The organism is Geothrix sp., assembly GCF_030219325.1.
In the GTDB taxonomy this organism is placed as follows: Bacteria; Acidobacteriota; Holophagae; order Holophagales; family Holophagaceae; genus Geothrix.
Map to the genome: position 1 here is coordinate 287533 of NZ_CP126625.1, position 25551 is coordinate 313083.

18 protein-coding genes are annotated in these 25551 nt (G+C 67.8%); 12 read left to right on the top strand and 6 right to left on the bottom strand.

Annotated elements, in window-relative coordinates; genetic code table 11:
* The first annotated feature begins 199 nt into the window (after positions 1 to 199).
* A complete protein-coding gene (locus QOZ81_RS01250) occupies positions 200 to 1258 on the top strand; it encodes a hypothetical protein (RefSeq protein WP_291202808.1) in 1059 nt (352 codons plus the stop codon).
* A gap of 2 nt (positions 1259 to 1260) precedes the next feature.
* On the opposite strand, the gene QOZ81_RS01255 is transcribed toward QOZ81_RS01250, so the two are convergent.
* Positions 1261 to 1935 (bottom strand): cupredoxin domain-containing protein, encoded by a 675-nt coding sequence (locus tag QOZ81_RS01255; protein WP_291202806.1) that lies wholly within the window; start codon positions 1933 to 1935, stop codon positions 1261 to 1263.
* 55 nt (positions 1936 to 1990) lie between these two features.
* Between QOZ81_RS01255 and QOZ81_RS01260 the strand changes: the two genes are divergently transcribed.
* From QOZ81_RS01260 to QOZ81_RS01275, 4 genes are all read left to right on the top strand, one after another.
* Complete coding sequence (locus QOZ81_RS01260; protein ID WP_291202803.1) at positions 1991 to 4174, top strand: serine/threonine-protein kinase; 2184 nt, start codon at positions 1991 to 1993, stop codon at positions 4172 to 4174.
* 123 nt (positions 4175 to 4297) lie between these two features.
* Entirely contained in the window at positions 4298 to 4792 is a 495-nt protein-coding gene (locus QOZ81_RS01265; protein ID WP_291202801.1) for a Rieske (2Fe-2S) protein, read from the top strand.
* Between the two features lie 50 nt (positions 4793 to 4842).
* Entirely contained in the window at positions 4843 to 6081 is a 1239-nt protein-coding gene (locus tag QOZ81_RS01270) for a DUF5666 domain-containing protein (protein WP_291202799.1), read from the top strand.
* 187 nt (positions 6082 to 6268) lie between these two features.
* Complete coding sequence (locus tag QOZ81_RS01275; protein WP_291202796.1) at positions 6269 to 6658, top strand: hemerythrin family protein; 390 nt, start codon at positions 6269 to 6271, stop codon at positions 6656 to 6658.
* Between the two features lie 63 nt (positions 6659 to 6721).
* On the opposite strand, the gene QOZ81_RS01280 is transcribed toward QOZ81_RS01275, so the two are convergent.
* The gene (locus QOZ81_RS01280; RefSeq protein WP_291202793.1) at positions 6722 to 7132 is read right to left on the bottom strand and encodes a c-type cytochrome; all 411 of its coding nucleotides are present in this window, start codon (positions 7130 to 7132) and stop codon (positions 6722 to 6724) included.
* Between the two features lie 209 nt (positions 7133 to 7341).
* On the opposite strand from QOZ81_RS01280, the gene QOZ81_RS01285 reads away from it, so the two are divergent.
* The 3 genes from QOZ81_RS01285 (at position 7342) to QOZ81_RS01295 (ending at position 10186) form a co-directional block, all read left to right on the top strand.
* Positions 7342 to 8613, top strand: coding sequence for a sensor histidine kinase (locus QOZ81_RS01285; RefSeq protein WP_291202790.1), 1272 nt, complete (start codon positions 7342 to 7344; stop codon positions 8611 to 8613).
* Entirely contained in the window at positions 8606 to 9145 is a 540-nt protein-coding gene (locus QOZ81_RS01290; protein WP_291202788.1) for a response regulator transcription factor, read from the top strand. Before QOZ81_RS01285 ends, QOZ81_RS01290 begins: the two co-directional genes overlap by 8 nt.
* A gap of 87 nt (positions 9146 to 9232) precedes the next feature.
* Entirely contained in the window at positions 9233 to 10186 is a 954-nt protein-coding gene (locus QOZ81_RS01295) for a TonB-dependent receptor (RefSeq protein WP_291202786.1), read from the top strand.
* Here QOZ81_RS01295 and QOZ81_RS01300 read toward each other — a convergent pair.
* Positions 10183 to 12633: a diguanylate cyclase gene (locus QOZ81_RS01300; RefSeq protein WP_291202784.1), complete on the bottom strand. Its 2451-nt coding sequence runs from the start codon at positions 12631 to 12633 to the stop codon at positions 10183 to 10185. The two genes, QOZ81_RS01295 and QOZ81_RS01300, sit on opposite strands and share 4 nt — an antisense overlap.
* Before the next feature lie 252 nt (positions 12634 to 12885).
* Here QOZ81_RS01300 and leuS point away from each other — a divergent pair, with 252 nt between their 5' ends.
* Genes leuS through QOZ81_RS01320 form a run of 4 tightly spaced genes read left to right on the top strand, consistent with a single transcriptional unit; the run spans position 12886 to position 17479 of the window.
* The gene (gene leuS / locus QOZ81_RS01305) at positions 12886 to 15312 is read left to right on the top strand and encodes a leucine--tRNA ligase (protein ID WP_291202780.1); all 2427 of its coding nucleotides are present in this window, start codon (positions 12886 to 12888) and stop codon (positions 15310 to 15312) included.
* Positions 15313 to 15316: 4 nt separating this feature from the next.
* Positions 15317 to 16255, top strand: coding sequence for a PLP-dependent cysteine synthase family protein (locus tag QOZ81_RS01310; RefSeq protein ID WP_291202778.1), 939 nt, complete (start codon positions 15317 to 15319; stop codon positions 16253 to 16255).
* Entirely contained in the window at positions 16255 to 16896 is a 642-nt protein-coding gene (gene pyrE, locus QOZ81_RS01315) for an orotate phosphoribosyltransferase (RefSeq protein ID WP_291202775.1), read from the top strand. The genes QOZ81_RS01310 and pyrE overlap by 1 nt, the downstream gene beginning before the upstream one ends.
* A 25-nt stretch (positions 16897 to 16921) precedes the next feature.
* Entirely contained in the window at positions 16922 to 17479 is a 558-nt protein-coding gene (locus QOZ81_RS01320) for a cob(I)yrinic acid a,c-diamide adenosyltransferase (RefSeq protein ID WP_291202772.1), read from the top strand.
* Positions 17480 to 17542: 63 nt separating this feature from the next.
* On the opposite strand, the gene QOZ81_RS01325 is transcribed toward QOZ81_RS01320, so the two are convergent.
* The 3 genes from QOZ81_RS01325 to QOZ81_RS01335 all read right to left on the bottom strand — a co-directional run bounded on the left by QOZ81_RS01325 (position 17543) and on the right by QOZ81_RS01335 (position 25542).
* A complete protein-coding gene (locus QOZ81_RS01325; RefSeq protein ID WP_291202769.1) occupies positions 17543 to 20716 on the bottom strand; it encodes a TonB-dependent receptor in 3174 nt (1057 codons plus the stop codon).
* Positions 20717 to 21032: 316 nt separating this feature from the next.
* Complete coding sequence (locus QOZ81_RS01330) at positions 21033 to 23981, bottom strand: TonB-dependent receptor (protein ID WP_291202766.1); 2949 nt, start codon at positions 23979 to 23981, stop codon at positions 21033 to 21035.
* Positions 23982 to 24237: 256 nt separating this feature from the next.
* Complete coding sequence (locus QOZ81_RS01335; protein WP_291202763.1) at positions 24238 to 25542, bottom strand: thymidine phosphorylase; 1305 nt, start codon at positions 25540 to 25542, stop codon at positions 24238 to 24240.
* Positions 25543 to 25551 lie beyond the last annotated feature (9 nt).

The following is a 25551-nucleotide window of genomic DNA, read 5'->3' on the forward strand; positions in this document are numbered from 1 at the left end:
GCCTCCAGCCCGCGGATGCGGGCAAAGTCCCGATCAGGGATCCCGGGTCGAGCACCCGGTCAGCTCAGCTTCGGGCCCCAGGGCACCCCCACCAGATCCGGTTCGGAGATCGCAGACCCTCCGGTGGGGTCCGGCTCCGCTTCGCCAAAAGGGGTGGCACTGGGCTACCATCCACGGGAACCCGCCCTCCTGGATGGTGATGCCGCTCCGCCGATGGACCCTCGCCCTGGTCGCCGCCGCCGCCTCCGGCCAGGAGGCCGCGCCCTTTCCGCAGGCCGCCATCTCCCCGTGGACGCCCGCCTGGGAACTGACGCTGCGGGGTGATGACCTGGCCGAACCGAACCAACCCTCCGACAGCTTCCGCCGCGCGGGCCTCCAGCTGCGGCTGCGGTGGTCCTGGGAATGGGAGGCCCTGCGCTTCGTGGCCGGCACCCGGTCCGCCCTGGGTTCCGATGGCAACCGGTTCAACCCCCCCCGCTGGGATCAGCAGCCTTCCAATGGCTCCCAGATGGACGTGGCGCATGGGGATCTCTCCTGGGCGACCGAGCGGGCCTTCGGGACCCTCAAGCTGGGCCTGCAGGAGAACGGCCTCCTGAGCTCCCAGGCCCTCTGGGACCGGAACCTGCGCTTTCTCGGCGCGGGGGGGATGGCCGGTGTCCGGGGCACGGAAGGACTGCTGCAGGAGGTGAGCTTCCGGGTGGCCGCAGGCCGGGTGCGGAACATCCTCGGGGGCCGGGGCGACCTGCTCGCCGGCCAGTTCGTCCTCAAGCTGGACACGGGGCCCTTCTCCTGGACGGCCCATGCCGGCCGCTGGTGGTACGCCTGGGACCCGGGCGATGAGCGCCTGCGGCGACTGCCCGGCCACGACCCCCTGGACCGGCAGCGCATGACCGTGGATGCCCGGGGCGCTGCCCTGAAGTGGAATGCCGTGTTCCCCTGGGAGGCGCGCTGGTTCCGGTCGAAGAACCGGGAGAGCGGAGAGGACAGCGAGGAGGTCCAGCTCTCGGCCGGGAGCCGGGAACGGACCTACTGGCCGCAGCTGTCCTTCACCTGGCAGCGGCTCTCCTCCACGGGGGCCCTGTACCCCGTGAATGGCGACGAGTGGTGGTTCTATCGGCGGGCGAAGGGCCCGCGCTTCGACGCGGCCCTGCCTCTCCCGGGCCAGTGGGTCGTCTCCCTCGTCTACCTGCGCCAGCGCGCCGACGGGGACGAGTACGAGGTCACCCGGAAGATGCTGGTCCTGGTGAAGCGGTTCTGAGGCTAGTAGTTCCGGTCATCCGCCAGGGGAGGGTAGTCCCGGCCGAACTTGTTCTTGTGGGGCTCGACGGGCGGCAGGGAGATCTGCAGATCCCAGGCACCCTGCGTGATGCCGCCGTCCACCTTGAGGGTCCAGGCTTTCTCGCCGGCCTCGGGATGCCAGAGGCGCAGGCGGTAGGCGCCGGGGGGGACGCCCTCGAAGTGGATCCCCGACCGGCCGTCCAGGAGCTGGGCGAAGGGCGTGGTCACGACCCAGAGGAAGGCGTTCATCTGGTGGTGGACGTTGCAGTACAGCTTGACCAACCCGGGGCTCGTCACCTTCACCCGGGGGGAGTCCCCGGGGCGGTACTGGCCCGTGTCGAAGCGGTTGCCCTGGGTGACGCTGAAGACGTTGTGCAGGATGTGGTCCAGGTTGGGGAAGGCCACCTCCGTGCCCGGGGTGGCGATGGTGACGCGGGGGAGGAACTGCTTCCCCACGGTCCGGATCACCACGGCCTTGGAGGGACCCGCCACGGGCTGGGCCGAATCCAGGGGTTCCAGCAGGGCCACGCAGTCCTTGAGGGAGGCGCGGGGCCGGCCGTCCTTCTCGCGCAGCTGCACCGGACCCTGGACGCCACCTGCGCCCAGCGGCAGGGTCAAGGCCAGGACGGACAGGCCGCATGCAAGGGCTCGTATCATGCGTGGATTCCAGAGTAGATTCGACGCAAGTATACCGATCCCCCGAAGGAAGCCCATGCAGCCGACCATGAGGTGGTACCAGACGCTGGCCTGGAGCTACTTCATCCGGCAGGCGGCGGCCATCCTGGGGCTGCTGGCCATCATCCTGTGGGTGGCCTACCGCGAGGCCGAGCGGGGCGCGAGCAGCACGGCCCAGGCCAGCCTCTCGGCCGGGGGCTACGTGCTGGAGCGGGCCTTCGAACAGCAGGGCAGATCCATGGATGCCGGGCTCGAAGTCTTCACGCAGTATTCCGGCAACGTCGCCCTCATCGAGCACGCCCTCGAGACGGGGGCCCTGACCAGCCTCACGGACACTCTGGTGGAAAACCTCCCCCGCCTGGGCGCCGAAATCGCCCTCGTGGTGGCACCGGACGGTCAGGTCCTCGCCTGCACGGCGAAGGGACCGCGTCCCGCCCTGCCCGAGGTGGGGATCCTGCAGATGGCCCTGGCGCCCGAGGAGGCCGCCGCCGCGGGCCACCCGGGGCCCTTCTACCGGGGCTTCCTGCGGGTGGACTGGGGCGACCACCCCGGTGTCTACCACGCCGTGGCGAGGCCGCTGAGCTCTCCCGCGGGCCGGTCCCTGGGGGCCATGCTGGTGGGAGTCCCGGTGGACGATCGGGCGGCCGTGGACCTGCGGCGCCTGGCCATCGCCGGGCCCCAGCGTGGAGATCCCACGGCCCACCTGGCGCTCCTGAGCCAGTTCCGGGCCCAGGGCAGCACCTTCCAGGAGGCGGAGGCCGTGAACCGGCTGCTCGCCCGCGAGCCGGCCTTCCTCGCGGTCCGTGGCCAGGTGCTCGATGGCCAGCGGTCCACCGTGCTGCCCTTCCGCGTGGAGGGGCGGAACTACCTGGGGATGATCACCCCGCTCCATGGCGTGAACGCCCTCGACCTGGAGATGGCCGACGTGCTGATGATGCCCGTGGATCCGCTCCTGGCGCCCTTCCGGAACCTGCAGAAAGCCATCCTGGCCGTGGGCGTGGCGGGGCTCTCCGTGGCCCTGGCCCTCAGCCTGCGCTCCGCCCGCAAGGTCACGGCCCCCCTCAAGGCCCTGGTTTCGGCGGCCCAGGCCCTGGCGGAGGGCGATCCGCCCGAGTCTCTGGGCATCGACCCCACGCCGGACGAGGTGGGCGTCCTCACCCGCACGTTCAAGTCCATGCTGGCCGAGCTGAAGGCCAAGGATCAGCTGCTGGCCCTGTTGGACACGACGCGGCGGGGGACCGGTGGCCCCGGCCCGATCCGCTTCGGAGCCGCCTTCGATCCGGCGGCGGTGGCGCCTCGCGTGGAGCCGGCGGACGAGCGGACCCGGCGCCTCGGGGCGGCCCCGCCGGACGAGGAGGAGGCCGGCCTTCCGGAGGCCCTGCGCGAGGGGGCGATCTTCGCCGCCCGCTACCGGGTGGACGGCCTGCTGGGTCGCGGCGGGATGGGCGTGGTGCTGAAGGTCCGGGATCTCCAGCTCGACGAGGACGTGGCCCTGAAGGTCGTCCGCGCGGGGCTCGCCGCCAACCCCGCCTTCCTGGACCAGCTCAAGCAGGAGATCCGGCTGGCCCGGAAGATCACCCACCGCTACGTGCTCCGGACCCATGATTTCGGCGAGAGTGACGGCATCCCCTACGTGACCATGGAGTATCTGAAGGGCACCACCCTCCGCAGCCTCCTGGACGGACGCGGGCGGCTTCCGCTGGCGCTGGTCCTGCGCATCGCGCGCCAGGTGGCCGAAGGCCTGGAGGCCGCCCACGCGGTCGGCGTCGTCCACCGGGACATCAAGCCGGCCAACGTGCTCTTCGATGTGCGGGGCGATGCCAAGATCATGGACTTCGGCCTCGCCGCCCCGGTGGCCGCCGTGATCGCGGGGGAGGCGGGAATCCTGGTCGGATCGCCCCGGTACATGTCGCCCGAGCAGATCCGGGGCGAGCGGGTGGATGCCCGGACGGACCTCTACGCGCTGGGGGTCATGCTCTTCGAGCTGTGTTCCGGCCTTGCCCCCTTCGACAGCCCCCGCATCAACGACCTGCTGACCCTGCACCTCGAGGCGCCCGTTCCGAGCCTGGCGGAAGCAGCGCCGGACATGCCTCCGGATCTCTCCGTCCTGGTGCACCGGCTCCTGGAGAAGCGCCAGGCGGATCGCTGCCAGTCGGCCACGGAGGTGGCGGAGATCCTCAAGCTGCTGGCCACTGGAGGCGGCACCTCGCGGCTGGGATGAAGGGGGCTGGTCCGGAGGGGGCGGAATCCGCGAACCGGATCTGGTGAGCCCCCTGGATCGGATGGATGGTGGGCCTGGCCCGGTGCTTCAGCGCCCTGGCCACCGCCACCAGAGGAGGCCCCCATGTTCGAGCCTGCCATCCCCGATCCGGAACCCGCCACCACCGCCATGGATCGCCGCTGCTTCTGCGCCGGCGCCCTGGTCGCCGGCCTGACCCTGGCCTGCGGGGGTGGGGGCTACCCGACTCCCCCGCCGACCTCGGCCCCCCCGCCGAACGGTCCGCTGACCACCTCGGACACCAAGGCCGGCCTGCTGGCCACGCCCACCGACACCGTCCGGGACTACCGCAACCTGGGGAACTTCTTCCTCATCCGGGATGCCACGGGCATCTACGCCATGACCGCGATCTGCACCCACATGGGCTGCACGGTGGGAGCGCCCATCGGCATCCAGATCACCTGCCCCTGCCACGGCAGCCAGTACGACCTGAACGGCGGGAACACCCGCGGCCCCGCCATCCATCCCCTGGTCCACTTCCAGGTCACGGAGGCCACCCCCGGTGGCGCGCTCGTGGTGAACACGGCCCAGACCGTGGCCGCCACGACGCGCCTGACCTGAGCCGCTGCGCCCTCCTGAACCCTTCCCGCCACCCCTCCAAAGGAGCTTCCATGAAGCGCCACGCCCATCTGATCCGAACGACGCTCACGGCCTTCACCTTCCTGCCGGTCCTGTGCGGGCTCCTCGCCCTGTCCGCCTGTGGTGGCGGGGGATCCACAGCCCAGCAACCACCGCCGGCCTCGTCGATGAGGGTCGCCGGAACCCTGACGGGAACCTCCACGACGCCGCAGTTCAACCAGCAGCCCGTGAAGGTGGCCTCCGCCATCGTCACCGTGAATGGCCAGGCGGCCACCACCGCCCGGTTGCAGCCCGGCGTGGTGATCCTGGGCCGGGCCACCCGGACGGCCCAGGGCATCACCCTCCAGTCCGCGGACGTCCAGTCGGAACTGAAGGGCCCCATCTCCGCCCTCAGCCTGACCGCGGGAACCATGACCGTGCTGGACACCCTCGTGACCGTGAACGCCCTCACGCGCCTGGAGCAGGAGGGAGCGGACCACACCTTCACCGACCTCGCCCTCGCGGACTTCGCGGTAGGGGACCTGGTCTCGGTGTTCGGTACCCGGCAGGCTGCAGGTGACCTCCTGGCCACCCGCATCGAACGGGAAGTGCCGGGCGCCGGCGGCGAGTCCGAAGCCCGCGGCGTGGTGAGCGCGCTGGATGCCACGGCCAAGACCTTCACCCTCGGCGCGCTCCTCGTGTCCTATGGCTCGGCGACGGTCACGGGCACCCTGGCCGACGGCATCCGCGTCGAAGTGGAGGGCGCGCTCTCGGGAACGACCCTCACCGCCACCAAGGTCCATGTGGAAGACGGCATGGAAGGTGGGGAGGGCGGCGAAGCGGAAGTCTCCGGCGCCCTGTCGAGCCTGGATGCCACCGCCAAGACCTTCTCCCTGCTCTCGTTCAAGGTGGACTACAGCCATGCCGTCGTGGAAGGCGTCCTGGCCGAAGGCGCCACGGTGGAGGTCGAGGGCGCGGTGAGCACCACGGATCCCACCCTGCTCGTGGCGGTCAAGGTCGAGGTGCGCTTCCCGAAGATGGGGAACGGCGCCTCCGACACCGAAGCCAAGGGCCCCATCACCGCCTTGAACGCCACGGACCTGACCTTGACCGTGGGCGGAACGGTGTACTGGACCGATGCCCAGACGCTCATCCTGGACCACGATGCACCCCTCGGGTTCGCCCAGCTGCTTGTCGGGGATCGTGTCCAGGTGAGGGCCCTCAGCACCCGCACCAACGCCGCAGGGCAGCCCTATGCCGTGCGGGTCGAACGAAAGAACGATGGCGACTGACGCATCCCGCCATTCCGTCGTCGAGTGGGGAATCCTTCACGGGATTCCCCACTCCGCTGCATGGACCGGCACGATCCTGTCCGGTTTCCCCGGGGTGCGACCGCTTGTCGCATTCCCCGAACTCAATTCCGGCCCCAGAGTTGGAATCCAAACACACCCTGGCAGCACTCGCTTAGAAGGAGACGATATGGGCAAGCTGGCGAAGGCGAGTGGCGCGATGGCGGGGGGTTGGCAGGTGGCCCCCGACGTGGAGCAGCTGAGCGCCGCCGCAGCGGCCTGGAGGGCCGAGGGCCTGGGGGACCGGTCCTCCAACCGCCAGTTCCTGGCCACCTTCGCCATCTACCTCGTGAAGCATTTCAGGACGGAGGAGGATCGGCTCGAGCGGGTGAATGCGCCCGGTTGGGCCTGGCATCGGCGGGAGCATCGCCGCCTCGTGAAGCAGCTGCGGGACCTGATGAACGACCTGGATCTGGGCTTGGAGGTCAGCCCGCGGATCCACCAGTTCCTGGAGGCCTGGCGGATCCACCAGGAGACCGCCTCCCTGCGACGCGATGCCGGGAGCTCACGGGGCCACTGAAGGCCTTCGGATCCGATCCTGGGATGCGCGGGAATGGACCTGCGACAGGGCCGGCCTCGCGGCTCACCGGGACTTCGCCATCGCACTGGCCGGTGCCAGGATGGGCTCGCCCTTCCTGGCCTTCCGCAGGATGTTCCGCACGAGGATCAGGGCCTCCTCCTCGGTGAGCTCGTGCTTGTAGGCCGGCATGGCCATGCCGAAGAAGAGGCCCTTGCGGATGGTCGTGGCAAGGCTCTGATCGGTGGTGCCATGCATGTCCTTCTCCGAGGTGAAGTCCCGGCCCTTGAGCTTCCGCCCGTCGGCGGCGGTGGCCGAGCCGTCCTCGCCGTGGCAGCCGCTGCAGGACCGCTGGTAGAAGGCGCGGAGCTCCGCCTCGGAGCGAGGGGCGGCGCCCTGGGCCGAGAGGGGGGGCAGGGCGAATCCGGCCAGCGCCGCGGCAACCACGATGGGGGTGAAGGCATTCCGGTGTCGCATGGGGGCTCCTGCGGCGGGATCGATCCCATCCCAGCATTGGCCGATTCGGGAGGGCACACAGATCCGGATGAGAAATGCCCACCCCTCCGGTGTCCCATGGCCGGTGGAGCGGCCTCCTGCGTCAAACTGACGCAGGGGATCCGGCAGGCGCGCTGATAGATCTGGGTGGACGATCCTGCACCGAGGCCCTGAGGGATAATGACCCCACCATGACCCATCCCGGCTTCGGCATCTCCCTCACCTGGCTGCTGCGCCTGCGCTGGATCACCGCGGTCGGCCAGACCGCGGCGATCCTGGCGGCGAAGCGCCTGCTGCCCGAGGAACTGTCCATCGGCCCCCTGCTGGGGTTGGTGGCCTTCGGGGCCCTGAGCAACGCGGCGCTGATGCTGCGCCTCCGCCGACCCGAACCCGTGCGGCCGGCCCTGCCGGGGCTGGTGCTGGGGCTGGACATCCTCCTGCTCACGGGGCTGCTCTACGGCAGCGGCGGCGCGGCCAATCCCTTCACGGCCATCTACCTCGTGCACATCACCCTGGCGGCCGTGGTCATGCGGGGCATCTGGGCCTGGGCCCTGGGCGTGCTGTCGATCTCCGGCTTCGGCCTGCTCTTCTTCTACAACGTGCACGTGCATTCCCTGGCCCACATGAACCACGGCGGCGACGATGGCATCTCCCTCCATCTGGTCGGCATGTGGGTGGCCTTCGCCATCACGGCGGGGCTCATCGCCGCCTTCGTGGGCCTGGTGACCGAGGCCCTCCGCCGTCGCGACGAGGAACTGGCGGCCCTCCGCGACCTCACGGCCCGGCAGTCGCGGCTGGCGGCCTTGACGACCCTGGCCGCGGGCGTAGCCCACGAGCTGGGGTCTCCGCTCGGCACCATCGCCGTGGCGGCGAAGGAGCTGCAGCGGACCGCCGAGGGCCTGGGCGCGCCGGGGGCCAGCCTGGCCCAGGACGCGGCCCTCATCCGGGAGGAGGTCGGGCGCTGCCGCCGCATCCTCGACCAGATGGCCGAACCCAGCGGCTCGAACCTGGGCGAACCCCTCCAGGCCCTCTCCTGGGGCGAGCTTGAAGCGGACCTGTCCGAGGGGCTCGCCTCCGAGGACCGTACCCGCCTTGCCTTCCAGTGGCCGGACGCGGGCTGCGGCCCCATGCCCCGGCGGGGCCTGGGGCGGGCCCTGCGCGCGGTGGTGGCCAATGCCCTGGAGGCCACGCCCCGGCCGGGATCCGTGAAGGTCGTCGCGCGGGAAGACCAGGGCGCCTGGCTGCTGGAAGTGGAAGATCAGGGCACCGGCATGGCGCCGGAGGTGCTGGCCCGGGTGGGCGAGCCCTTCTTCAGCACCAAGCCCACGGGCTCGGGCATGGGGTTGGGGCTCTTCCTGGCCCGCACCTTCGCCGAGCAGCTGGGCGGCGAACTGCGGGTGGAGTCGCAGCCGGGGCAGGGCACCCGGGTGCAGCTGAGCTGGCCCCAGGTGGCCCGTGGCTGAATCCAGGCCCTCCCTCCTGGTGGTGGATGACGATGCCGTCTACCGAGAGCGCCTGGCCCAGGCCATCGCCGCCCGCGGCTACGACGTGCGCACCGCCGCCGACGCAGAGGCCGCCATCAGACTGGCCGAGGCGGACAGCCCCGAGTTCGCGGTGCTGGACCTGCGCATGCCCGGCGAGTCGGGCCTGGACCTGCTGCGCCGGCTCAGGGGCATCGACCCGGCCACACGGGTGCTCATGCTCACGGGCTACGGCAGCATCGCCACCGCCATGGAGGCCGTGCGTCTCGGCGCCGTGAACTACCTGACCAAGCCCGCGGACGTGGATGACATCCTGGCGGCCTTCAATCCCGAGGGGCCGGGCCCCGACGCGAACGCCGATCAGGAGACGCCTTCCCTGGCCCGCGTGGAGTGGGAGCACATCCAGCGCGTGCTGAACGACTGCGAGGGCAACCTCTCCGAAGCCGCACGGCGCCTGGGCATGCATCGGCGCAGCCTGCAGCGCAAGGCAGGACGGAAGCGCCCCCCGAAATAGGGCCGTTCCTCTCTGCGACAAAGTGACGCAGGCATGGTCGCCGCCGTCGAAGCACAATCGGTGGACACCGTCCAAAGGAACGACCTCATGCGTCAAAGCGCCGGACTCGCCATCGCCACGCTCCTGCTCGTCCCTGGCCCCTTGGTCCGGGCCTGCGGGGCCTGCGGCTGCACGCTGAATTCCGACTGGGCCAGCCAGGGCTACGCGGTGAAGCCGGGGTTCCGCTTCGACCTGCGCTACGACTACTTCAACCAGGACCAGCTGCGCTCGGGAACGAAGTCGGTGGATCGCGGCGGCCTGGTGATCCCGAACGGGATGGAGATCCAGGAGAAGACCATCAACCGGAACCTCACGGCCACCCTGGACTACAGCCCCGATCCCGACTGGGGTGTGACCCTGCTGGTGCCGGTCTTCAACCGCTACCACGCCACCTTGGCGCCCGGCGACATGGACCCCTCGTTCTCGAAGGGCAGCGGCCTGGGCGACGTGCGCGTGCTGGGCCGCTACCAGGGGTTTTCCGAGGACCATTCCTTCGGGATCCAGTTCGGCGTCAAGCTCGCGACCGGCGACACGAAGCAGACCTTCAACGCCGGAGCCCAGGCCGGTGAGCTTCTGGACCGGGGCCTGCAGCTGGGCACGGGCACGACGGATCTGCTGCTGGGCTGCTACGCCTTCGGCGAACTGGCCGCCGACTGGGGCGTGTTCGGCCAGGTGCTCTTCCAGAAGCCCACGGGCGGGAAGGACGGCTTCAAGCCCGGCGATGGCGTGAATGCCAACGTGGGCCTCCGCTACACCGGCCATGCGGGCTTCACGCCGCACCTGCAGCTGAACGTGCGGGCCGAGGGCCGGGAATCCGGCCCCAACGCCGACGTGGACAACAGCGGCGCCACCCTGGTCTACCTCAGTCCCGGCGTGACCTTCAACGTCAGTCCCCGGTTCCAGGTCTACGCCTTCGCCCAGGTGCCCGTGGCCCAGCGGGTGACCGGCCTGCAGATCGAGCCCCGGTGGAGCGCCTCCCTGGGGCTGCACTGGAGCTTCTAGGGCGCACCCACCAGGGGGAAGAACTCGCGGTCGGCCTTGAGCATGTGCTGGGCCACCACGTCGTGGGCCAGGAACTGGAAGAGGCTCCCGATCGACAGGGTGCCGCCCCGGAAGGCCTGCTCCAGCTGCAGGGCCCTGGCCACCAGCTCGGCATGCTTCCGGGCGTGGTCCGCCAGGCCCGGATAGGCTCGAGCGGCGAGGATCGCCTCCTCATCGTGGAAGTGCTGCACCACGTCGGCCAGGAGCTCCGAGACGAAGGCGGCGATCTCGTCGATGGGCCGCCCCGACAGCAGGGCGTCCAGCAGCTCGTTGGCAAGCCGGAAGAGCCGCTCGTGCTGGGTGTCGATGAGGACGTTTCCGCAGCGGTAGGCGGGGCTCCAGACCAGCTTCAGGAAGGAACTCTCGGGATGCTCGGCCACCACCTCGCCGTCGCGCCGGAGGGGATCCGTCTCGACCCGGTTCCGTCCCGCGTGCTTGGCCCGGTAGAGAGCCTGGTCGGCCCGCTCCAGCCACGCCGCCAGCCGGGAGGGCGGCAGGTACTCCGCCAGGCCGAGACTGACCGTCACGGTGCCGATCCCCTCGAACGCATGGGCGGCAATGCCCTCCCGGATGCGCTCGGCCAGCACCTGGGCATTGGCCAGGCCGGTGCTGGGCATGAGCACGATGAACTCCTCGCCGCCCCATCGCGTGAGGGAGTCCGACACCCGGATCACGCCCCGCACGCAGTCGGCCACCTGCCGGAGCACGCGGTCGCCCTCGGCGTGGCCGAAGGTGTCGTTCACCCGCTTGAAGTGGTCGATGTCGAGGATGAGCAGGGACAGGGGATGGCCATAACGCTCCGAGCGGTGGATCTCCCCCTCGATGGCCTCTTCGAAATGCCGCCGGTTCCAGGCATGGGTCAGCAGGTCCGTGGTCGCCGCCTCCTCCAGGGCCTGGAGCTCGAGCCGCAGGCGTTCCTCGGCCTGGCGGCGGAGCGTGATGTCGCGGCTGATGCCGAGTACCGAGACCAGGTGGCCCTCCGCGTCCGCATGCAGGGTGGTCACCACCTCGGTGGGGATCAGGCGGCCATCCTTGTGGGGCTGGTCCACCTCCATCGCTCGCGGCGCCACGGAGCGCCCGGCATTCCACTCGGCCATGGCCTTGAGCAGGTCGGCGCGCACGAGGGCCGCCGACTCGGGCGTCAGGGCCTCGCTCGCCGGCCGGGACATGATCTCCTCGGGGGTGTACCCCCGCAGCTGGAACACCGAGGGGCTGACGTAGGTGAAGCGCCCGCTGGGGATGTCCATGGTCCAGATGACGTCGGCCGCGTGCTCGGCGATGAACCGGAACCGCCGCTCGTTGCCCTGGATGATGGTGCCCAGCTCGGCCTGGGTGCGCAGGGCCCGGGCCAGGCGCCGGTTCAGGCCGAGGATGACCAGGGCCACGGTGCCGAGCAGCGCGGCGATGGGCAGGATCAGGATCAGGGCCAGCTTCAGCCGCTGTCGGGTGAGCCGGTCGGCGGCATCCGGATCATAGAGGAAGCCCTGGAGGCTGTAGGGCCGGGGCAGCAGGCCCAGATCTGCATAGGTGTCGGCGATGTGCTGCCAGCGGCCTTCATGCATGTAGCCCATCTCGACCAGCTCGGGCCGCAGGAGCGGCGCCATCTGGCGGGCCTCGAACAGCAGGTGCTCGCGGCTGTGGCTCCGGCCGTACCGGGCGAGGATCAGGTCCGCCACCGCTTCGGGGTGGGTCATGGCATAGCGCCAGCCCCGCATGCTGGCCTCCCGGAAGGCCCGCACCCGGTCGGGATGCCGTCGGATCTCGGCTTCCGTCGTGAACAGGTTGTCGCCGTAGAAATCAATGCCGGCGCTGCGGGGCGTGAAGGTCTGGTAGCGAAAACCGGCCCGGTCCAGGAAGAAGGGCTCGTCCGAGCTGTAGGCGCTGAGGGCATCCGTCCGGCCCTGGAGCAGGTCGGTGGGATCGAAGGAATGGCCCATGGGCTGGAGCGAGGGCAGGGGCACGCCCTCCTGCTGGAGGTAGGCGAGGAGCTCCTCGGCGTGGCGCTCCAGCATCAGGCGCCGGCCCACCAGATCGTGGACGGAACCGATGCCCACATCGGTGCGGGCGATGAGGACGAGGGGGGAGTGCTGGAAGATCGCCGCCAGCACGACCACCGGCTGGCCCTGCAGGCGGGCGAGCAGGAGACCGCTGTTGCTGACGCCGAAATGCGCCCGCCCCTCCACGACCTCCCGGACGGGATCCAGGATGGGGTCGGCCTCCACGATGGCCACGTCCAGCCCCGCCTCCCGGTAGTAGCCCTGCTCGCGGGCGGCGTAGTAGCCGGCGAACTGGAACTGATGCTGCCACTTCAGCTGGAGGACGACCCGCTCGGGGGCCTTCTCCGCCCGGAGGGCCAGGCCCAGGAGCAGGCAGAGGACCAGCCGCAGGTACCGGAACCCGCGACCCATGCCAGCGGCCCCGAGGGACCTTGGCATAGGTCTTGGGTTGGGCTGGGTGCAGGACGGGGGCATGGAGTGCTCGATGGAGAGCGGAGACAGGGAGCGGCCAGGGCCAGAGCGTGTCTCCGTATCGGCCATCTCCAGGTGTGGCGGGAGTTTCGGGGCTTCGGGGCACCCCAAGGACGGGGTGGCCAGGGCACCCGCGGGGCTGTGGGGACTGGGATTTCCTTGTAGAATCAAGGGTTCCGATGGAGTCCGACCATGCCCTTCCAGCCCCTGACCCAGGAACCCGAGATCCAGCGCCGCTGGCTCGAGTCCGGCGCGTTCCGCGCCAAGCGGTCAGCGGAACTGCTGCCGGACTCCAAGACCTTCTACATGCTCGTGATGCTGCCCTACCCCTCGGGCCGCATCCACATGGGCCACGTGCGCAACTACACCCTGGGCGATGTCACGGCCCGCTTCCGCCGAATGCGGGGCTACGAGGTCATGCACCCCCTTGGCTGGGACAGCTTCGGCCTGCCCGCGGAAAACGCCGCCATCAAGCACGGCATCCACCCCGCCATCTGGACCCGGGCCAACATCGAGGAGATGAAGGGCCAGATCCAGAAGATGGGCATCAGCTACGACTGGGACCGCGAGATCGCCAGCTTCCAGGACGACTACTACCGCTGGAACCAGTGGCTCTTCCTCAAGATGTGGGAGGCGGGCGACGTGTTCCGCGCCATGCGCACCGTGAACTGGTGCGAGGCCCTGGGAACGGTGCTGGCCAACGAGCAGGTGGTGGACGGCAAGGACGAGCGCACCGGCCACCCCGTCACCCAGAAGCCCCTGGAGCAGTACTTCTTCAAGACGACGAAGTATGCGGACGAGCTGCTGGACTGCCTCGACGGCCTGGACTGGCCCGAGAACGTGAAGACCATGCAGCGCCACTGGATCGGAAGGTCCGAAGGGGCCCGTGCACGCTTCACGCTCACGAGTGGGGAAGAGATCGAAGTGTTCACCACGCGGCTCGACACCTTGTTTGGCGTGACCTTCATGGCATTGAGCACGGAACATCCGGTCATCGAGAAGGCCGCGGAAACGGACCCCGAGCTCAAGGCCTTCTGCGACACGGTGGCCTCGCAAAGCCGCGAGGAACGGCTCACGAGCGACGTCAAGCTGGGCCACCGCTCAAAGCTCTCCGCCATCCATCCCTTCACCGGCGAGGAGGTGCCTGTCTTCGCCGCCAACTACGTGCTCATGGACTACGGCACGGGCGCCGTGATGGGCGTGCCCGCCCATGATGAGCGCGACAACGAGTTCGCCAAGAAGTACGGCCTAGCCATCCCCCAGGTCATCGAATCCGAGAGCGAGTGGGATCTCGGCACCCTCGTGAACAGCGGCGAGTTCACGGGCATGAAGAGCGAGGATGCCATCACCGCCATGGTGGCGAAGCTGGGCGACCGCGCCGCCAAGACGACAACCTACAAACTCAAGGACTGGGGCCTCAGCCGCCAGCGCTACTGGGGTACGCCCATCCCCACCGTGCATTGCGAGGCCTGCGGCGTCGTGCCCGAAAAGGCCGAGAACCTGCCCGTGCGCCTGCCGGAAGACGTGGCCTTCACGGGCGTGGGCCCCTCGCCCCTCACCACCTCGCGCGCCTTCCTCGACTGCGCCTGCCCGGCCTGTGGCAAACCTGCGCGCCGCGAGACGGACACCATGGACACCTTCGTGGACAGCAGCTGGTACTGGCTGCGCTACCTGGATCCCAAGAACACGGAGCTGCCCTTCGCCAAGGCCGAAAGCGACGCCTGGATGCCCGTGGACCTCTACGTGGGCGGCATCGAACATGCCACCATGCACCTCATCTACGCCCGCTTCTTCTACAAGGTGCTGCGCGACCTGGGCCTCGCCTCGGGCCCGGAGCCCTTCCAGAAGCTCATCTGCCAGGGCATGGTGCTGAAGGACGGTTCGAAGATGAGCAAGTCCAAGGGCAACATCGTGGACCCGGACGAGGTCATCTCGAAGTACGGAGCCGACGCCCTGCGCCTTTTCATGATCTTTGCGGCGCCCATCGAGAAGGAGATCGACTGGACCGGCTTCGAGGGCATCGAGGGCGCCAGCCGCTTCCTCAAGCGCATCACCCGCATGGTCGAGGACCACGCCGTCACGGCCGATGCCCTGCCCGCCAAGGACCAGCTCAGTGCCGAGGAGAAGGCCCTCCTCATCAAGCTCAACCAGACCCTGGCCCGCCTCACCGACGACCTGGAGCGCCGCTACCAGTTCAACACGGTGGTCTCCGGCCTCATGGAGCTGTCCAACGCCCTGCACGATCTGCCTGGGGATGCACCCCACCGCAGGGCCGTCATGCAGCACGCGCTGGACGCCTTCGTGCGCCTCATGTCGCCCGTGGCGCCCCACCTGGCCGAGCAGCTCTGGAGCCAGCTGGGTCGGCCCGGCCTCTGCATGCAGGCCGCCTGGCCCGAGGCCGACGCGCAGTACCTCGAAGCCGATGAGGTCCTCGTGGTGGTGCAGGTGAATGGCAAGGTGCGAGGCCGCATCACGGTGCCCGCCTCGGCCACCGAAGCGCAGCGCCGCGAAGCCGCGCTGGCCTGTCCCGAGGCCCAGTCCCACCTGGCGGGCAAGGAGGTCGTGAAGGTCGTGCTGCCCCCCGGCGGCAAGCTGGTGAGCATCGTGGTGAAAGGCTGATCCCGTGACCAAGTCCCTGCCTCCCGTCGTCGACTCCGTCCTGGACCTGGTGGGGAACACCCCCCTGCTGCGGCTCACGCGCTTCGCACCGGAATTCCAGATCTTCTCCAAGCTCGAGTACCTGAACCCCGGCGGCAGCGTGAAGGACCGCATCGGCGTGGGCATGATCCGGGCCGCCGAGGCCCTGGGCCAGATCCGGCCGGGCATCAGCACCATCATCGAGCCCACCGCGGGCAACACGGGCGTCGGCCTGGCCATCGCCGCGAAGGCCCTGGGCTACCGCTGCATCCTCTGCGTGCCCACGAAGTACAGCCGCGAGAAGATGATGCTCATGAAGGCCCTGGGTGCGGAGCTGGTGCTCATCCCCAAGGAGCAGGGCATGAAGGGCGCCATCGAGAAGTGCGCCGAGCTGGCGGCCAGCATCCCCCACGCCTTCGTGCCCCAGCAGTTCGCCAACCCCAGCAACCCCGACAGCCACTACGCCACCACGGGGCCCGAGATCTGGGCACAGATGGAGGGCCGCGTGGACGCCGTGGTGCTGGGCGCCGGCAGCGGCGGCACCTTCACGGGCATCGCCCGGTACCTGAAGGAGAAGAATCCCGCCATCCAGGCCGTGGTGGTCCAGCCCGAGGGCTCCATCTACTGTGGCGCGCCCCTCAAGGACTGGGTGGTGGAGGGCGTGGGCAACAGCTTCATCCCCGCCAGCCTGGATCTCTCCATCGCCGACAAGATCATCGACGTGGCCGATGCGGACAGTCTGGCCACGGCCCGGGACCTCATTGCCACCGAGGGCTGCCTGGTGGGCGCCTCCAGCGGCGCCAATGCCTGGGCCGCCCGGGAAGTGGCGAAGTCCCTGCCCGCGGGTGCCCGCGTGGTCACCCTCTTCCCCGATGGCGCCGAGCGCTACATGTCCAAGCAGCCCGTGGCCGACCTGGAGCTGTGATGAGCCTCTCTCCGCGTGATTTCGCTGGTTGTCTCCTCGAGGTGGGCGCGGTGCGCCTGCAGCCCATGGACCCCTTCACCTGGGCCAGCGGGCTGAAGTCGCCGATCTACTGCGACAACCGCCAGCTGATGGGTTTCCCGGAAGTCCGCGATCAGATCGTGGCTTCGCTGGTGGTGGCTTCCAGGGCGCTGAAGCCCACGCTCATCGCCGGGGCCGCCACCGCGGGGGTGCCCTGGGCCGCCATGGTGGCCGACCGCCTGCAGCTGCCCCTGGCCTATGTGCGGCCCACACCCAAGAACCACGGCATGGGTCGCCAGGTGGAGGGCCCCATGGCCAAGGGCCATCGAGCCGTGCTCATCGAGGACCTGATCTCCACGGGCATGTCCAGCCTCAAGTGTGCCGATGCGCTCCGCGCCGAGGGCGCCGAGGTGCCCGCCGTGCTGGCCCTCTTCAGCTATGGCCTGCCCCAGGCCGAAGAGGCCTTCGCCGCAGCCCGCATCGAGATGGCCGTGCTCAGCTCCTTCGAGGTGCTGTCCGCCGAGGCCGAGGCCCGGGGAATCCTCGACATCGCCGGGTCCGACGCGCTGAGGGCCTGGCGCTCGGATACCGTGGCCTGGAGCCATGCCCACGGCGGGGCCTAGGCGCCGGGATGGATGAGGTACGACCATGAAGCTCTACACGCGCACCGGTGACGACGGCTCCTCAGGACTCTTCGGGGGCGACCGGGTGAGCAAGTCCCACCTGCGCCTGGTGGCCTACGGCACCCTCGACGAGCTGAACGCGATCATGGGCCTGGTGCGCCTGCACGCCACGCCCGCCTGCGTGGACGAGGCCACCCTGCTGCGGGTCCAGCACGACCTCTTCGTGCTGGGGGCCATCCTGGCCACGCCGGCGGCCCGCCAGGAGCTGCTGGGGGCCCGCATGAGCCGCCCCACCTGGGAGCTCGCCGACATGGAGGCGGACATCGACCGCCTCACGGCCCTGGCGCCGGCCATGACGGCCTTCGTCCTGCCGGGGGGCACGCCGGGCTCCGCCCACGCCCACCTGGCCCGCACCGTCTGCCGCCGCGCTGAGCGCGAGGTGGTGGCCCTCACCCACGAGGAGTCCATGAACCCCGTGGTGCAGACCTACCTGAACCGCCTCAGCGACTGGCTCTTCGCCCTGGCCCGGGCCGAGAACGCCGTGGCGGGCGTGGCCGACATCCAGTGGGTGCCAAAGGACTGAATTGTTTCCTGACATGAAAACGGGCCCCGAAGGGCCCGTTTGTCTTGCGGTCGTGGGCTCCGATCAGAACTGGAGCTTCACGCCGAACCGGTAGCGACGGCCCTGCTGCCAGGCGGTGGCGGCACCGAAGCGGGCTTCGGGGGACCCACCCTGCGTCGTGGCCTGCTGGAGCTGGGCCGTGGCGTAGCGGGTGTTGAACAGGTTGAAAATGTCCACACTGGGGGTCAGCTTCATCTTGCCACCCAGCTTCTTCGACCAGTCGAGGTGCACATCGACATTGTTGAGGGCAGGGCTGCGACCGGCCGTGCCCTGGGTGCCGTTGACGGCCGTGGCATTGCCATAGAAACCGATATCCAGGAAAGAGTGGATGTGGTCCTTGCCCGTGGGGCCGATCCACTGTCCACCAATGCCACCAGAACCCCAGTTCAGCGGGTTGTCATAATCTGCCTGGGTGTTCACGGCAATGGGGTTGCCGCTAAGGGTGGTGTTGTTGTCGTAGTCGAGGTAGCCCAGGTGGGCCGTGTCCCAGCCGGGGGCGTAGCCATTGCTGACGGAGCCATCATCCCAGGCGCTATTGGGGGTGCCGCTCTGGTAGGTCCAGTTGACGCCCAGGTTCAGATCACCACTGAAGAAGTCGAAGCGGTGGCTGGCGTAGAGCTTGACCACGTGGGTGCGATCCAGGGGCAGCGGGCCGTAGCCCGCGTAGGGGAAGTAGTCGAAGCTGGCGGTGATGTTGCCGTCCGCCTGGCCGTTGGAACTGGAGACCACGCCCTCGTAGTTGCCTTCCAGGCGGCTCCAGGTGTAGCTGAAGCCGAAGACGTCGCGGTCGGTCTTCTTGTCCAGGGTGAAATCCACGCTGGAGAACTTGTTACCGGCCTTGGGGAAGTTCGTGTTCTGAACCGTGAAGAGCCCCGTGGCGGGGTTGTAGTAGTTCAGGTAGTCGATGCCGTAGTTGTTCTGGGTGTATGGATTACCCAGGAAGTTGGTGCCCGCGGGGCCACGGCCCAGGAGAACCAGGGTCATGCTGGCGGGGTTGGGACGCCACTGCTGGTAGGCACCGGGGTTGCCGATGACCGCCGCGCCAGCGCCGTAGCGCGGGGCGCCGGTGCTGGTGTAGGAGATGGCCGGGCCCTCATCGTAGGGGTTGCCGAAGTTGTCGGTGAACACCATGTCTTCCATGGGGTTCTTCAGCTCGCGGTACTTGCCATGGACGCCCACGGTCCAGCCGCTGGGCAGGGTGTGATCGATACCGAGGATGTACTCGTTGCGCTCAGGCAGCTTCACGCCCACGGCGATGGGATCGAAGCTGAAGGGCGTGGCGTAATCGGTGATGGTGTTGGGCGTCGCGCCGAAGGTGTAGGCGCCCGTGGCGTTGGTGTAGGTCGAGTTGGAGAAGCGGTAGTTGTAGCGGAGGTAGGTCTCGTTGGCATAGACGCGGATGGCCATGCGCTGCGGGATCTGCTCGAAGTACTTGGCGTAGTTGCCGCTGACCTTGGTCTTGCCATCCTGGTTCACGTCCCAGGTGAAGCCCAGGCGGGGCTGGACGTAGTCCTTGAAGTTGTCGAACTTCAGGAAGGACTTGTCGTTCAGGTCCCGCTGGTCCTGCATCTCAAACCGGAAGCCATACATCAGCTTCACGCCCGCGCCCACATCCCAGGTGTCCTGGGCGTAGAACGAAGTGATGATCTCCTTCACGGTGGCGTTGGTGTGCAGGAACTGGCGGATGATCTGGCTGCTGCTGGTGCCCACGGCATTGATGGTGACGCGCTCACCGCCGGAGGTGGCGGCGATCTCGGTGTACTTCGAGGTGAGCTGGGACACGCCGAACTTCATGTTGTGGGTGCCCAGGAAGTAGCTCAGGTCCAGCCTGGCCTGGGTGGTGTTGGTCTTGTCCTGGGCCACATAGTAGCCCGCGCCACCACGGCGGTAGCCGAGGCCGGATCCGGCATTGGGATCGCCGCCGAGGGCGCCGGGGCCGTCATCTTCCCAACGGTAGTCGGTGACGGCGATGTTGGTCGTATCCGCGGGTGTGGTGTCGGTCTTGTACTGGGTGGTGCCCAGCTTGGCGCTCAGGAAGAGGCTGGGGCTGATGGTCCAGTCGTAGTTGATGACCAGATTCTGGGTGGTGCCCTTGATGAGCGATCCCAGGCTGGCGTTGCCCAGCGTTGCAGGGTAGGCGATGGGCTGGTTGTCCTTGTGATCGTTCAGATTCGCCGAGAAAGTGAACTGCTGGTCCGGCGTGAGGTACCAGTTCACCTTGGCGATCACCTGATAGTCATCGATCTTCTGAGTGCCATTGGCAAGACCACTGCGGTTGGGCAGGTTGTTCGAGCCGCTGTTCTCGGTGTAGGTGTAGTCGATGCCCGCGAAGTAGAAGAGCTTGTCCTTGATGATGGGGCCGCCGACCTCGGCGCCCACGTCGTAGCGGCTGGGGGCAGGGGCCTGCGAGTAGAACTCGTTGTGCTTGGGCTTGGCTCCGATGCCGATGGGATCCCAGGTGAGCCAGGCCGAACCCTTGAATTCATTGGAACCGCTCTTGGTGATGGCGTTGATCACGCCGCCCAGGGCGCTGAACTCGGGCTTGAAGCCGCCCGTCTGAACTTCCACCTGATCGATGAAGTCCGTCACCAGGGTGGCGCCCTGAAAGCCGCGGTTGGTGTTGGTGGTGGAGAGGCCATCGACCACATAGCTGTTCTCGGCGGCGGAACCGCCACCGATGGAGGGATCGTCATGGCCGGCCATGCCGCCGCCGACGGCGCCGGGCGCCAGCAGCACGACGCTGCTGATGTCACGGCCCTTGGGGATGGCGGACAGGTTCTCCATGGTGGTGGTGAGGCCGGTCTGGGTGGTGGTGGAGTCCACCGTGGTGGTGGTGCCGAGCACTTCGACGACCGTGGCGGCCTCGGAGGCCATCTTGAAGGTCACGGGCTGAGTCTGGTTCACCAGCACGCTGACGGTCTGGGTGATCTTCTGGAAGCCGCCCTTGGTGACTTCCACGGTCCAGGCACCGGGGTTCAGCAGGCCGAGGCGGAAGGCGCCATCCGAGCCCGTGATGATGGTGCGTGAGGTCTGCGAGGAACTCAGGCGCACCGTCGCACCGGCCAGGGGCGCGCCGTTCTTGTCGGACACGGTGCCCGACAGCGCACCGGTGGTGGCCGTCTGCGCGTGAGCGATGATGCCACTCCCGGCGACAAGGGCTGCGGCCGTAAAGCCGAGCCGCGTGAAGATTCGATTCATAGGGACTCCTTTGGAGTGAGCGGCGGGGGGCCGCGAAAAAAGCGTGATGAAGTTCGGCCGGTGCCAATGCACCATCCCCCGAGGTGGCGATGCCCGGGGCGACTGTCACAAGGACGACCAAAGATCGGGGGAGTGTCGAAAGAATAGGTCAGGTTCCCCGGGTAACACAAATTATTTTCGACGGATGGGACCGGCAACATCAGTATGTGAGGCATTTAAAACCACCTTTCTATCGCCTTTAAGGGAGGACGATCGCCGGGCAGGTACGAAAAAACGAGGCCCTTGCGGGCCTCGTTTTGGGTGGTACCGGGGTCGCTTAGAAGCGGAAGCCGGCAGAAACGGCGACGGTACGGGGAGTGCCGTAGTTCCCGAAGGACTGGGGGTTGCCGAAACCAGTGTAAGTGGTGGTGGCAGGGGACTGCACCCAGGGGGCGGTGTAGGCATTCGGGTAGGCGTAGGGGGCCGTGTTGGGCACGCGGTTCCAGGACGTATTGAAGGTGACGATCTGCTGGTGGTTGAGCACGTTGCCGATGTTGAACTTGGCAAAGGCTGTCACGTCCTTGCCCATGGCCTTGAAGAGCGGGAAATCATGGGTGACGGCCAGATCCAGGTAGGAGGCGGAGTTGTAGACGCCTCCGCCGCGGAAGTCGTTCAGGTACTGGGTGGAGGTGGCACCGAACTGGCCGGGCAGGGCCGGGTTCAGCTGGGCGGCGGTCATGGTGCGGGTGTTGCTGTAGTGGGCGCCGGAGTCGAAGCGGTAGACGAGACCCACGGAGGTCTTGCCGAAGCCATTGTTGAAGACCCGGTTGCCGGTCGCGCGAATGCGGATGGGCACGTGGCCCGTCAGGTAGCCGTAGGGCGCGGTCTTGCTGGAGTCATACAGGGAGACGCCGCCCACGACATCGTAGTAGTGGATGGATTCGCCACGTCCGGGGGTGTTGGTGCCTTCCCCTTCGTAGTTGCCCTTGAGGCTGCTCCAGGTGATGCCGGTCGTGTAGCTCCACTGGTTGCGGTTGTACTGGGACTCGACTTCCAGGCCCTTGTATTCGCGCTTGGCATCGGGGTTGTTGTCCCAGAGCTTGACATACAGCGTGTTCCCGGCGCCGTCCAGCACGGTCCCATTGTTGCCGGTGCTGACGTCCATCAGGTTATTCCACTTCTTGCTCACGCCAGTGACCTTGACGTAGCCGTCGCCGTAGCCGCCGAAGTTGAAGGAGTAGGCGTAGCTGGCCTGGAGTTCCTCAACGGTGGGAGCCTTCATGTTGCGGTTCAGCTTCACATTGAGGGTGGGGTCGTTGTAGTAGGCGATATTGGTGAAGTCGTACAGGGCGGGATTCTGAAGGTTCGCGAAGGTGGTGCGGTTGGCGTTCAGCCAGTCGTAGCTGGTGGCCGGGGTTCCGCCGCCGGTGGCATACGTGAAGGCGTAGTAGTCAATTTCCTTCGGGTTGCCCTGGAGGGTCACGGAGTTGGTGATGCCTTCCAGCACCTTGGCGTTGTACTTGGCATAGCTGGCACCGAAGATGTGCTTGCTGTCGCCGAAGAGGTCGAACTTGACGCCGAGGCGGGGCGAGAGACCATTGGCGCCGGCGGTCTGGGCGCCCGCTTCGTTCTGCGCCTTGTACTTGTCCCAGCGCAGGCCGATCTGGAAGTTCCAGTGCTGGTCGAGGCTCCACTTGTCGTTCACGTAGAGGCCGGTGGAGAAGCTCTGGGCCTCGCCAGCAGCGCTCTGGTAGGTCCAGATGGCCGTGGGGATGGCCGTCCGGGTGATGAGGTTCATGCCCGCAGCCTCAAAGATGAAGCCCGTCGGGGTCTGCTCGTTCTTGGCGCGGCGGATGCCGTCGTAGTAGTCGATGCCGAAGTCGGTCTGGTGGCTGCCGAGAAGGTTCCAGAAGAGGCTGGCCTTCACGTTGTAGGTCTTGTTGCCGCGGTTGTCACCACCATCGGTGCTGTTGAAGATGCCGTTGTTGTAGTAGAGGCCCGTGTCATCCGACTGGATGGGGCTCTGGCCGTTGGCGAGACCACCGGCGCTCAGCATCTGGTTCTTGCGGCCGAAGCGGACTTCCGTGGTGAGGTTGCTGGTCCAGGCGGACCGCAGGGCGATGTTGTAGAAATTCGAGGTGCTCTTCTGGGGCACGAGGGACGCGATTTCACCCGCAGAGTAGTTGCGGTTCGTCTGGTTGGTTTCATTGCGCATGAAGGCGCCAACCAGGGTGTGGTCCTGGTTGATGGACCAGGTCAGCTTGATCTGGCGCCGGATTTCATTGGTGCCGGCCGTGTAACTGGAGCCGTAGCCGGTTCCAGCAACCGTCGGATTGGCGGCGCCGAGGCCGAGCGGGTCGGCAGAGAGGTTGCCGCCGATGGAGCCGATGGCACTGCTCTTGGTCGTGTAGTAGGAGGTGGAGAACCAGAGCTTGTCCTTGAGGATGGGGCCGCTCACCGAGAGGGTCTTGAACTCGCTGAGGAGATTGTTGATGCTGGCACCCCGGGCCTGCAGGGGCGCGGTGGCGTTCCAGTCGGGATTCTGCAGTTCCCAGCGGAGGGAGCCGGCGAACTCGTTGGAGCCGGAGCGGGTGATGGAGTTGATGACGCCGCCATCCACGTCGCCGTACTCGGCAGACATGGCGCCCGTGATGATCTGGGTCTCTTCGATGGAGTCATCGATCACGGCCAGGCCGCGGTTGTTGTAGGCGTTGTCAGCGATGTTCTGGCCATCCAGCAGGTACAGGTTGCCGGAGGTCATGGCGCCGCGGATCTGGACACGACCACCCACGCCGGCGGTGACGCCGGGGGTGAGGAGGGCGACGCCTTCCATGTTGCGGGCGTTGGGCAGGAGATCGACGCTGTCGGCGCGGTAGTTGCTGGCGGTCTTGACATCGGTCTTGTCGACGGCGGGAGCAGCCGCGATCACTTCAACCACGGCGCCGCCCACCTTCGTGAGGGTGACCTTGGGGCTGAAGGTCTGGTCGATGCCGAGGGATTCAGTGACCTTGCGGGTTTCGAGGCCATCCTTGGTGTACTGGATGGTGTAGAAGCCAGGAGGCAGCAGGCGGGCGATGAACTTGCCCGTGGCGTCCGTGGTGTAGGTGCGCACACCCTGGAGGGCGGGGGAGGTGAGGCGGACGACGACGCCCGCGATGGGGGCGCCAGCGGCGTCCACGACGGTGCCGGTGATGTTCGCGGTCTGCGTGCCCTGTGAATACAGAGCTGCCCCGCCCAGGGCGATGAGGGCCGTGATGCGGCCCAGGCGGTTGTTCAAGAGATGCATAGCATCCTCCAGAAAGTCGGGACTTGTGGTTGGGGGGGTCCCGAGGGGAAAAAACGAATCCTCAATCCGGGGGTGGCACAGGACCACCGCCGCAGGAAGGGTGTGGCTACTGATGTCGGGATTGAAGACGGTGAAAAAGATCTAGGAGACAGGAGAGTAACTTTACCAGAACCCACAAGGGAATCTGGTCAGACCAGAAGTTTTCCGGGAACCATCTGGTCAGACCAGGCACTCGCCACCCTTGCCCGGGTCAACATCAACACCCGATGGTGGCCATCAACCAGGGTGTCTGCTTTGGCGGGGTCATTGTTAACTCAAGGGTCATTAAGTATAATTCCGGCACGACCACCTGGTCGGCTTTCGCCAGGACCTGGAAGAGCAGGTCGCCCTTGGCCACCTTCTGCCCCACCCGGGCGAGGACCCGGATGCCCACTCCGAGATCCAGCACGTCGGTCCGGTCGCGGCGGCCGGCCCCGAGGTCCATGGCCAGGATGCCGAGAGCCCGGCCATCGATGGCGGCGAGGTAACCATCCTGCGACGCCCGCACCTCCACCACCTGGCCCGGTTGGGGCAGGCGGCTGAAGTCGTCAAGGGCCTTGGCATCGCCACCGTTGAGGGCCACGAAACGCCGGAGGGTCTCCAGGGCGGAGCCGTTCTGGATGCTGGTCTGGACCAGGGCCTGGGCCTCGGCCAGCGTCTTCGCCACGCCGCCCATGATCAGCATCTCGGCGGCCAGGCGGAAGCTCATCTCGGCCAGTTCGGAGTCGCCGTGCTCGCCACGGAGGATCTCCACGGACTCCATGACCTCCAGGGCGTTGCCGATGGCCCAACCCAGGGGCGCGTCCATGCGGGTGATGAGGGCCCGGATCTGCATGCCGTGGGCCGTGCCGACATCGACCATGCTCTGGGCCAGGGTGGTGGCGTCCTCCAGGGTCTTCATGAAGGCCGTGGGGCCGCACTTCACGTCCAGCACCAGGGCATCGGCGCCGCCGGCCAGTTTCTTGGACATGATGCTGGCGGTGATGAGGGGGATGCTCTCCACGGTGGCGGTGACGTCGCGCAGGGCGTAGAGCTTCTTGTCGGCGGGGGCGATGTTGGCGGTCTGGGCGGAGTTGGCGAAGCGGGTCTCGGCGAGGCTGCGGATGAATTCGGCCTCGCTCAGCTCGACCTTCAGGCCGGGGATGGCAGCGAACTTGTCCACGGTGCCGCCGGTGTGCCCCAGGCCGCGTCCGCTGAACATGGGGCAGGGCACGCCGCAGGCGGCCACGATGGGGCCCAGGATGAGGGTGGTCTTGTCGCCCACGCCGCCGGTGCTGTGCTTGTCCACCTTCAGGCCGGGCACCGGGGACAGGTCGAGCCGCTTGCCGGAATCGCGCATGGCCAACGTGAGGGCCAGGGTCTCATCGGTGCTCATGCCCCGCCAGCAGATGGCCATGAGCAGGGAGGCGCTCTGCTCATCCGGGATGCTGCCGTCCGCGGCCCCCTTCACCCAGAAGGCGATCTGCTCGGCGGACAGGGCCCCGCCCAGCTTCTTGGTGTAGATCAGGTCGTACATCCGCATGGGATGACT

Bases quoted from the DNA above. Each gene is read 5' to 3' on its own strand.
- QOZ81_RS01295 (WP_291202786.1), top strand. From the start codon at position 9,233: ATGCGTCAAAGCGCCGGACTCGCCATCGCCACGCTCCTGCTCGTCCCT.
- QOZ81_RS01330 (WP_291202766.1), bottom strand. From the start codon at position 23,981: ATGCATCTCTTGAACAACCGCCTGGGCCGCATCACGGCCCTCATCGCC.
- QOZ81_RS01335 (WP_291202763.1), bottom strand. From the start codon at position 25,542: ATGCGGATGTACGACCTGATCTACACCAAGAAGCTGGGCGGGGCCCTG.
- QOZ81_RS01265 (WP_291202801.1), top strand. From the start codon at position 4,298: ATGTTCGAGCCTGCCATCCCCGATCCGGAACCCGCCACCACCGCCATG.
- QOZ81_RS01325 (WP_291202769.1), bottom strand. From the start codon at position 20,716: ATGAATCGAATCTTCACGCGGCTCGGCTTTACGGCCGCAGCCCTTGTC.
- QOZ81_RS01255 (WP_291202806.1), bottom strand. From the start codon at position 1,935: ATGATACGAGCCCTTGCATGCGGCCTGTCCGTCCTGGCCTTGACCCTG.
- QOZ81_RS01300 (WP_291202784.1), bottom strand. From the start codon at position 12,633: ATGGGTCGCGGGTTCCGGTACCTGCGGCTGGTCCTCTGCCTGCTCCTG.
- pyrE (WP_291202775.1), top strand. From the start codon at position 16,255: ATGAGCCTCTCTCCGCGTGATTTCGCTGGTTGTCTCCTCGAGGTGGGC.
- QOZ81_RS01260 (WP_291202803.1), top strand. From the start codon at position 1,991: ATGCAGCCGACCATGAGGTGGTACCAGACGCTGGCCTGGAGCTACTTC.
- QOZ81_RS01320 (WP_291202772.1), top strand. From the start codon at position 16,922: ATGAAGCTCTACACGCGCACCGGTGACGACGGCTCCTCAGGACTCTTC.
- leuS (WP_291202780.1), top strand. From the start codon at position 12,886: ATGCCCTTCCAGCCCCTGACCCAGGAACCCGAGATCCAGCGCCGCTGG.
- QOZ81_RS01250 (WP_291202808.1), top strand. From the start codon at position 200: ATGCCGCTCCGCCGATGGACCCTCGCCCTGGTCGCCGCCGCCGCCTCC.
- QOZ81_RS01285 (WP_291202790.1), top strand. From the start codon at position 7,342: ATGACCCATCCCGGCTTCGGCATCTCCCTCACCTGGCTGCTGCGCCTG.
- QOZ81_RS01280 (WP_291202793.1), bottom strand. From the start codon at position 7,132: ATGCGACACCGGAATGCCTTCACCCCCATCGTGGTTGCCGCGGCGCTG.
- QOZ81_RS01270 (WP_291202799.1), top strand. From the start codon at position 4,843: ATGAAGCGCCACGCCCATCTGATCCGAACGACGCTCACGGCCTTCACC.
- QOZ81_RS01275 (WP_291202796.1), top strand. From the start codon at position 6,269: ATGGGCAAGCTGGCGAAGGCGAGTGGCGCGATGGCGGGGGGTTGGCAG.